The organism is Armatimonas sp., from assembly GCF_043760365.1.
Taxonomy (GTDB): domain Bacteria; phylum Armatimonadota; class Armatimonadia; order Armatimonadales; family Armatimonadaceae; genus Armatimonas.
This window is the reverse complement of record NZ_JAYUPA010000997.1, coordinates 1-7,590: the sequence shown is the minus strand read 5'-3', so window position 1 is coordinate 7,590 and position 7,590 is coordinate 1. Positions and strand designations below refer to the sequence as shown.

The following is a 7,590-nucleotide window of genomic DNA, read 5'->3' as shown; positions in this document are numbered from 1 at the left end:
TCAGACTCTTTTTGATCCGCGGTTACCAGAGTATTTTGTTGGAGCTGGTAAGACAGATCCGTCGTCCCAACCCGGTGTGCCACATCATAGCGGCTCGCCACGGCCCCAAACCAGTCTTTGGTCTCAGGCTTGCGCTCATCTTCGGCACGAAAAAAACCGAACTTGGGTTGTTTCTTGCCATCGCCATAGCCCAGAGTATAGCTCTGCTGCTCAACATCAATATTTTTCTTATCGGGGGTCAGCACATCCGCACTGGTAGACTTTATATCCACACTCAGCGGCCCAAGCTGATTCCTGAAGCCGACAATATCACTCTCGGTCTTGGTAACTCCGCTGGCATCGGTACGCTCCTCACCAACACGGGTGAGGATTACTCCAGGTGTCCCTGGTTTCGTCCCCGCGTAGTTGAACCCCAGAGTCTTCGTCTCGACCTCTACTTGTTTCTTATCTGGTGTCGCCGTGAGAACCTTCTGAGTCCGAGCGACCAGATCGGCCACCCCAAACTTCCCCGTGCGCCACTTGCTTGCCAGCTCCGCGAGATCAGTGCCAGATCCAATTCTTACGCCCGCAGGATTGACCGTAAAATTATTATTACGCGCAACATTAAGCGAAGGCTGGTTCTTGGGAACATAGGCGAGCGTATAGGCTTCCTGGTTGACCTGAGTTACCTGTTTAACATTCTTTTCATTGGTAGCCACACGGCTCTTGTTGGTCTTCGCATTGATATTAAGCCCTCCCACTTTGCCAGCAAGGTTACCTTGCTCCACCTGGGAACCCGTTTTAAAGCCCGTGATATCAGTCTTAGAGTCTTCCGTACGGTTTAAGCCCACCGTCGGGGCCCCTTTGGCATTGAGATTAAAGGCGATATTTTCCTGTAGTGCCCCGGCCTGCTTCTGGTCGGGAGTTGTGGTGGTGGTCTCGTTGCGCTTGGCGACAAGATTGGCCGCGCCCAGTTTTCCTGCGAAGTCACCGCCCTCCGTGACCGTGGCAGTGAGAAGTCCCTTCGCATCGCGCTGATCTGTCGTACTACGCGCGAAGTTGGCCAGCGGCGAGCCTTTGGTGCCCCCCAATCGCAGTCCCAGTGTCTGAGCTTCGCTTGCCCCTTTACCCGTCAGATCGCGAATCTCGGTGCGCCCCACATTAAAGCCGAGCCACTGTGTCGGAGTCATCCGCCCCGCTAGCCCCAGGTTCTGTGCAGCCTCAGCGTAGCCAAAGTTCTTGCCCACACTAGGGGCAAACTGCTTGCCTCCCCGCAGGAAAGAGACATCCATACCGTTTTTGGCATTCCCGGTGGCATACCCAAGCTTCACGCCAACACGATCAGCGGCGGCCCCCCCCGCATTAGCAGTTGCTCCCTGCCCTGCATCTGGCGCGAAATTGAGCTGCGACGTAAACCCACCCCCGAGTAGAGCCGTCTTGGAACTCAGGTTCCAGACAACACGTGCGCTAGTATTATCCGCACCCGGCATGGCAGTCATTGAAAGGCTAGAAATCCCTAAGGCAGCCAATGAGACGGTAAGAGGGGCAGCGGGGGTCGCATTGGGATTCTTCTGGGCAATTCCCAAGTAGTAGCCGTAACGCGCACGTATGAGCTGTGTGCGCTTGATAGGAAGCTGGAAGACCAGCTCACCTTTGATCACATCCAGAGTATAGGCCCCGGCTCCTAAAAGCTTCCCATCGACAAAAATCTGGACAGGGTTGCCCAGCCCACTTTGGAAGCTACGCCAGGTAAGAATATAGGGCCCCGGCTTATCCTGCCCCAGGAAAGTATCATCCGCCATCGTCGGCGGTGCCAGGTTGGTGGCGTACTTAGGAGTGATCGGCTGAAGCTGCGCGACACTATTACGCACAGGCGGAGGAGGGGGTACCTGGGCTGCGGGCGCCTGAGCCAGAGTGGGCAATCCAGCAAGAACAGACAAGACGAGAGAGAGAGCTAGGCGAACCCGCCCCGAATGAATCTGATCTTCTCCTTGATTTATCTCTGTTTTTCTCATGGTCACGGCACGCTCCCTTACTAACTACTGTTGGTTGACGCCTCCGGTTCCCTTAGACTCTATTCTACCGCCTACGTTTCAGAATTCAAATAAAAAAAGCCCACCCCCTGCTGGGAATGGACTTTTTACTACAATCTCTCCCGAGGGAGAGTTTTAACTACTCACCCCAACCAATGTTACGCACAAAGGTAAAAGCAGTCTCGTCGGGAGCCATGACCCACACATTGATGCTACCATTGGATGCGGTGCTAAACCCAACCAGAGTTCCCGCTGCGTACAGCTCGCCCCAACCGATATTATCGCCCCAGCCGATATTATCGCCAAGAACATCAATCACCGTGATATTGTCCACGGCCACAACCGCGCTGACAGTAGGAGCTGCCTGAACGGGGGTAGTCATGCTGAATGCGCCTAGTGCAGCACAGGCTCCTAAAAATGTAAACACTCGCTTCATTGTTTTATCTCTACCTTCCTAACCTGGTTTACAAACAGCTTCTACTTTGGAGACCAGTTCTCCCAGTAGATTTGCCAAGGTGATAAGACAAATCCTGCCACCTACAGTTATCCAAATTAAACCAGAAGGTTTGCTCTCTGTCAAGGGAATTCTTAAATCTTTACCGTGAAATTACCAGTTTTTTTTGAGTACGCAAAAAAAGACGAGGGAGCCGATTAGCCCCCTCGTCAATCTTGGCACTTCGCCCCTATTTAGAGACGCTGTGCACGCTCATTAGAGACGCTGTGCACGCTCCGCACGAAGCTGTTCCACTAGGGCGCGTGGTGCCAGGTGGGGCAGCATTGCTGAGGCAAGCATCACGGGCCAGACCAACGCTTCTATCCCGTCTTCGATACCCACGGGTGAACCAAAGACCACCGTGAGAATCTCTAGCGGAATCTCAAGAGCTTGAATCAAAAACATCCCTCCGATGCCAAGACCTAACACGAGTAACTTCTTTGTCAGAGGGATGCGACGGTCCCGCAACAACGCAAAGCCCAGGGCCATATCCACCCGTCGGCGAACAGCCTGTGTCGCAACCTGGGTTCCCGCAACTTTGAGCATTTGTTTGTTCATTCAGATTCTCCTGTACTTAGTCACTCCTCAGGCCTAAAAAGTTGCGGAAGCCAAGCCGTAACGCAAAGAGCCTCTCTATCGTTATAGAGTGTGTGAGACATTTAACACTTGACTGTTGCTATGGTACTGTGCAACTGAGATGACACCGCGCGACGATGAGCCGACAGACCGTGTCCTTGTCCAGCGGACTCTGGCGGGAGATACCCCTGCATTCTCACAGCTTCACCAGCGCTACTATGCCCGGGTGTTTCGACACGCCCTTTTTCGCTGCCGTAGCACGGCAGATGCCGAGGATATCGCAGCCGAGACCTTTGTCAAGGCAGTTCACTATCTTCCTCAGTACCGTTTTCAAGGAGATTCCCTGCTTCCCTGGCTCTGTCGTATTGCGACCAATCTGGTGATTGATCAAGGGCGGCGTGCCCACGGCCAGGCCCCTCTCTCACTGGAGGGGGCTGCGGATGATGTCCGTGCGCTCATGGAAAATCTCCAGGAGGAGGGTCCCAACCCACATGAGCTAGCGGAACGCCACGAGACCCAGGCACTGATCCGCTCGGCAGTGGCCACACTTCCGTCGGATCAGGCCGATGCGATTCTGCTGCGCTTTGGCGGTGACCTCTCTCTACAGGAGATTGCAGTCGCTCTAGGACGTAGCGAGGGGGCGATTAAGTCACTAATCCATCGGGGGCTGGTAAACTTACGCAAGATTCTTTTGGAGGAGGCGGTGCGCAGCGGAGCGGTGGAACAGCGGCGACGAGCCAGTGTCTCGGAATCCAGCCAACAAAACCTAGAAACTCCTCTGCGAAAACGCTATGGAACCCACATCGAACTCTAACGATTCTGCTCAGATGGGAAGCTTTAACTTGCTCTCGCCTACCCTACGGCGTGTGCTGGATGCGCTCCTAGAAGGCCGCACGATTGAATCTTCTGACCGAGCCGCACTGACGGAAGCGGAGTGGATTGAGCTGCGTGCGCTCGCTCGCACCGCTAATCTCACTCGCCTGACACTACACCAGCCTGACCCGACCCCGCAGGCGGAGGCAAGTGCCCTCGCGCAAGCACAAAAGACACTGGTAGAGATAGGACCACGCTCCTCAGCCCACCCGCAAGCCCTAGCTCCACCCATAAACAAGCCGTCATGGCTGGAGCGCCTGCGCGGCTTTCTCGGAATAGAGGAAGACAAGGACTAGAAAATAAAAACGGGAGGCCAAGTTGGCCTCCCGTTTTTTGGTGTTGCAGGTGTGCTCTCTAACGAGCTACTTGCGCCGTCGTAGCCGCTGGGCAAGCAGACCGCCTCCCAATAGAAGAAGCGCCACAGTGCCTGGCTCGGGAACCGACTGGGGGTTCTGCCCTGGGCCGGGGGCAGGGGTTGGCCCTGGGTTCTGCACGGGCTCCGGGGTTGGATCAGGCTCCGGCGTAGGTGCAGGCGTCGCAACAGGCTCCGGAGTCGGATTTGGATCAGGCACAGGCTCTGGAGTCGCAGCAGGCTCCGGCGTAGGTGCCGGGGTTGCCACGGGCTCTGGCGTGGGGATAGGCTCGGGCGTGGGCGCAGGTGTCGCCACAGGCTCCGGGGTCGGAGCGGGAGTGGGGATCGGCTCCGGAGTGGGTACGGGAGTCGCAACAGGTTCTGGAGTAGGTGCCGGAGTCGGGATAGGTTCTGGAGTGGGAAGCGGCACAGGAGTCGGATTGGGATCCGGTGCGCCATTTGCGCTAAACTTCACCCGGAAGGCCTTCTGTGCCCCGTTCTCCGTGTAGTTCCCCGAGACATATCCCTGGCTATCCACCGAAGTGGCTTCCGAGGATGCACTCGCCCCCAGCCCTAGCTGCGTGTGCAGATCGTAGAACTGCCCATTGTCCCAAACGAGAGCGTGGTTATTGTTGCTCGTGTTAGCTCCCGAGCCAACGCCGACGATCAGGTTACCCACGATCGCACGTGCCTCAGAGATGCCTCCCCCACCCAGGTAGCTCGTTGGATGGAGACTTGCCCCCCCGCTGATACCACTCCAGAGGTAAGCCTCGGTTCCGACAACCCCCACGGTGCGTGCTGATGCGAGGCCAAGATCACCACGATCCACAGCAAGTGCCTTAGACTCAAGGTTACTGAGCTGGTAGGTCGAGAGGCCACCGTCCCAGAGGATAGCGCTGGTTGTCGCGGTCGTGCTGAAGAAGCCCTGACCCACGGCGATATTGCCACTGATTCCTAGAGCCGCTGCCCACTCCACAGGCATTGCCGCATCCGTCAGATTTTTAACGGGCAAGACAAAGTTAAAGCCGTTCTCCCAGCGCATTGCAACCGAAGCGAGCAGACCGCCCGTGTAGCCATTGCCAATGAGATCCAGACCGGTTCCTGCACCGTAGCCAACAATCTTATTACCATCGGCACTGATCCCCAGAGCAGCCGAGTAGCCGTCCCCAAAAACCGCTATAGGATGCAGGTCGCTCGCCACCCCATTGATCCAGACAAGTGCATGCGCAGAGCCGACGGTACTATCTCCATAGCCCCAACCCACGGTCGTATTGCCCACAAGCCCCAGCGCCAGTGAGGCGGAGTTATCCCCTAGCAATGAACCAGGGTGCAGGTTGGTAAGTGTGCCGCTAGAGTCCCAGCGCACGGCATTTGCGCCCGTGCCCGTGTCTACCCAGCCAGCCGTCTCTCCCCCCGATCCCCCGGTCGCAAAGGCTCCAGGGTAGGTGCTTGCCAAATCGGTAAAGAACGCTGTCGCGTAGGCCGCGGTAGGAAGCGCAAGGGGCGCGATTCCCACTGAGATCGTAAGAGCGGCACGGCCCCATGCCGGTGATGTGCGTAAAGACATATATTTCCCTTTCAACTTCATAACATAAACACGAGAGCCATAAAAGCCTGACTTATAGAGCTAAACTAAATTCAGAGTATTCCCATAAGACTATACGGCATTTAACTGTCCTAAAAATGCATATTAATGAAAAACAGGTATTAAAGCGAGTGAGGAAAAATACGCTATAATCAGCGCATGATCAACACGCCTCGATGCCTCTCGGTTTCCACCTGGGCCCTCCATGAGCTTATCGGTACGGTCGCCCCGGGGCGGCCCGGTGATCTTGATGCCCGCCTGATGCCGCCGCGCGAGGGGGGCACGCTGGATTTGCTCCATGTCCCACGTGAATTGGCAAAGCGCAACATCAGAACCATGGAACTCTGCCACTTTCATCTTCCCGACACGAGCGACTGCTACTTGGAGGAGTGGGCGGCGGCGCGAGAGGAGGCCGGAGTGGCGCTCTGGAGCCTGCTGATTGATGATGGTGATATCAATCACCCTGAGTTTGGGGACAGAGACCGGGACTGGGTTATTGGCTGGCTGGACAAGGCCTCGCAGCTCGGGGCAAAGTGCGTGCGCATTATCGGGGGTAAGCAGCCTCTCACCGAGGTGTCTCTTGCGAAGTCTATTGCACAGCTTCGGATTCTGACCATGGAGGCCTATGTACGCGGCGTGCACGTGATGATCGAGAACTGGTTTCCGACGCTCTCAACTCCCACAGCGATCCACACTCTGATGGAGCAGACCGGCGGCTCCGTGGGAATGACCTTTGACTTTGGAAACTGGGGCGGGCCTGAGAAATATGAAAATCTTGCCCAGATTGTGCAGTATGCGGAGGGCTGCCACGCCAAGTGGGACAACAACGATGACTTTCTCCGGTGTTTAGAGATCACCCGCGCGGTGAATTTTTCTGGCCCCTACACACTGGTCTACGGTGCACCCGGCGCTGTCTGGGAGAGCCTAGAACGACAGAAAGAACTGGTACTGCCCTATGTTGCCTAAAGATAAGCTGCTCGTGGTTGCGGGAGCACTCAGCGGCGAGAAAATCCCGCAGCTCTGGCGCATGAACCCTGATGGCTCGGCGCGCCTGCGCCTGACGCACGAAAAGCTTCCCTGCCGCCAGCCACGCTGGAGCGGTGATGCCACGAGTATTCTCTACGCCCTAGACACGGGCAAGACCAATACGACAACCGGGGAGAGTGTTCTTACCTGGATGCGCTGCGCCCCTGATGGCTCCAAGCGCACACCTGCCAGTGCGCCCGAGACGGGTAGCCCTATTCTGAAGCTGGAGATCGAGTCGAACAGCGACCTCGTCACAGGCTTTCGTGCTCCAGGTGGCCCACTGCGTAAGCTGCTTCTAAGCCCCGCTGCCGAAAAATTCTGGGACGAGACAGGCATCAGCGGCGGGGCGCTAAATCTCATCGCACTTCCGGGAACCACCGCATTTGTGCTGGCGACGCAGCTTGCGGGCGGCAATCGCGAGGGCAAGTGGCACACGGCGCTCAAAGTTGAGATCGCCACCGGACGCGCCGAACCCTGGGGGGAGTACGGCTACAGCGGCTTTTGCGTCTCACCCAATAATCGTCAGTTTGTGACCTGCTTCAATCGCCTGGTAGATCGCAAAGAGGAGCACGCCGTCTGCATTGGGAGCATGGATGCCCCACGCAATCTCAAGCGTATTTTAACCAGCCCCGAGCTCATCTTCGCCGACTGGTGCGGCGGAAAACGCGTCTAG

At 56.7% G+C, this 7,590-nt stretch carries 8 protein-coding genes; 4 read left to right on the top strand and 4 right to left on the bottom strand.

All coding sequences use genetic code 11. The features are described 5' to 3' along the window. The 3 genes from ACH2EH_RS25220 to ACH2EH_RS25210 all read right to left on the bottom strand — a co-directional run. Window positions 1-1,850: hypothetical protein (locus ACH2EH_RS25220; protein ID WP_395146180.1), on the bottom strand; the 1,850-nt coding region annotated here is incomplete at its 3' end. Window positions 1,851-2,151: 301 nt separating this feature from the next. Continuing rightward, the gene (locus ACH2EH_RS25215; protein WP_395146179.1) at window positions 2,152-2,448 is read right to left on the bottom strand and encodes a hypothetical protein; all 297 of its coding nucleotides are present in this window, start codon (window positions 2,446-2,448) and stop codon (window positions 2,152-2,154) included. A 273-nt stretch (window positions 2,449-2,721) separates the two neighbouring features. Further along, window positions 2,722-3,063 carry a hypothetical protein gene (locus ACH2EH_RS25210; RefSeq protein WP_395146178.1) on the bottom strand — a complete coding sequence of 114 codons (342 nt, stop codon included), beginning with the start codon at window positions 3,061-3,063 and terminating at the stop codon, window positions 2,722-2,724. 139 nt (window positions 3,064-3,202) lie between these two features. Here ACH2EH_RS25210 and ACH2EH_RS25205 point away from each other — a divergent pair, with 139 nt between their 5' ends. Together ACH2EH_RS25205 and ACH2EH_RS25200 are read left to right on the top strand one after the other, a co-directional pair. Next, window positions 3,203-3,895 (top strand): RNA polymerase sigma factor, encoded by a 693-nt coding sequence (locus tag ACH2EH_RS25205; protein ID WP_395146177.1) that lies wholly within the window; start codon window positions 3,203-3,205, stop codon window positions 3,893-3,895. Beyond that, window positions 3,873-4,250: a hypothetical protein gene (locus ACH2EH_RS25200; RefSeq protein ID WP_395146175.1), complete on the top strand. Its 378-nt coding sequence runs from the start codon at window positions 3,873-3,875 to the stop codon at window positions 4,248-4,250. The genes ACH2EH_RS25205 and ACH2EH_RS25200 overlap by 23 nt, the downstream gene beginning before the upstream one ends. A 66-nt stretch (window positions 4,251-4,316) precedes the next feature. On the opposite strand, the gene ACH2EH_RS25195 is transcribed toward ACH2EH_RS25200, so the two are convergent. After that, a complete protein-coding gene (locus tag ACH2EH_RS25195) occupies window positions 4,317-5,873 on the bottom strand; it encodes a PEP-CTERM sorting domain-containing protein (protein ID WP_395146174.1) in 1,557 nt (518 codons plus the stop codon). Window positions 5,874-6,050: 177 nt separating this feature from the next. Here ACH2EH_RS25195 and ACH2EH_RS25190 point away from each other — a divergent pair, with 177 nt between their 5' ends. Further along, complete coding sequence (locus tag ACH2EH_RS25190; protein WP_395146172.1) at window positions 6,051-6,857, top strand: sugar phosphate isomerase/epimerase family protein; 807 nt, start codon at window positions 6,051-6,053, stop codon at window positions 6,855-6,857. Then, complete coding sequence (locus tag ACH2EH_RS25185; protein WP_395146170.1) at window positions 6,847-7,590, top strand: TolB family protein; 744 nt, start codon at window positions 6,847-6,849, stop codon at window positions 7,588-7,590. The genes ACH2EH_RS25190 and ACH2EH_RS25185 overlap by 11 nt, the downstream gene beginning before the upstream one ends.

Excerpts from the sequence above, each read along its gene's own strand:
- ACH2EH_RS25215 (WP_395146179.1), bottom strand. The coding sequence starts at position 2,448 with ATGAAGCGAGTGTTTACATTTTTAGGAGCCTGTGCTGCACTAGGCGCA.
- ACH2EH_RS25210 (WP_395146178.1), bottom strand. The coding sequence starts at position 3,063 with ATGAACAAACAAATGCTCAAAGTTGCGGGAACCCAGGTTGCGACACAG.
- ACH2EH_RS25205 (WP_395146177.1), top strand. The coding sequence starts at position 3,203 with ATGACACCGCGCGACGATGAGCCGACAGACCGTGTCCTTGTCCAGCGG.
- ACH2EH_RS25200 (WP_395146175.1), top strand. The coding sequence starts at position 3,873 with ATGGAACCCACATCGAACTCTAACGATTCTGCTCAGATGGGAAGCTTT.
- ACH2EH_RS25195 (WP_395146174.1), bottom strand. The coding sequence starts at position 5,873 with ATGTCTTTACGCACATCACCGGCATGGGGCCGTGCCGCTCTTACGATC.
- ACH2EH_RS25190 (WP_395146172.1), top strand. The coding sequence starts at position 6,051 with ATGATCAACACGCCTCGATGCCTCTCGGTTTCCACCTGGGCCCTCCAT.
- ACH2EH_RS25185 (WP_395146170.1), top strand. The coding sequence starts at position 6,847 with ATGTTGCCTAAAGATAAGCTGCTCGTGGTTGCGGGAGCACTCAGCGGC.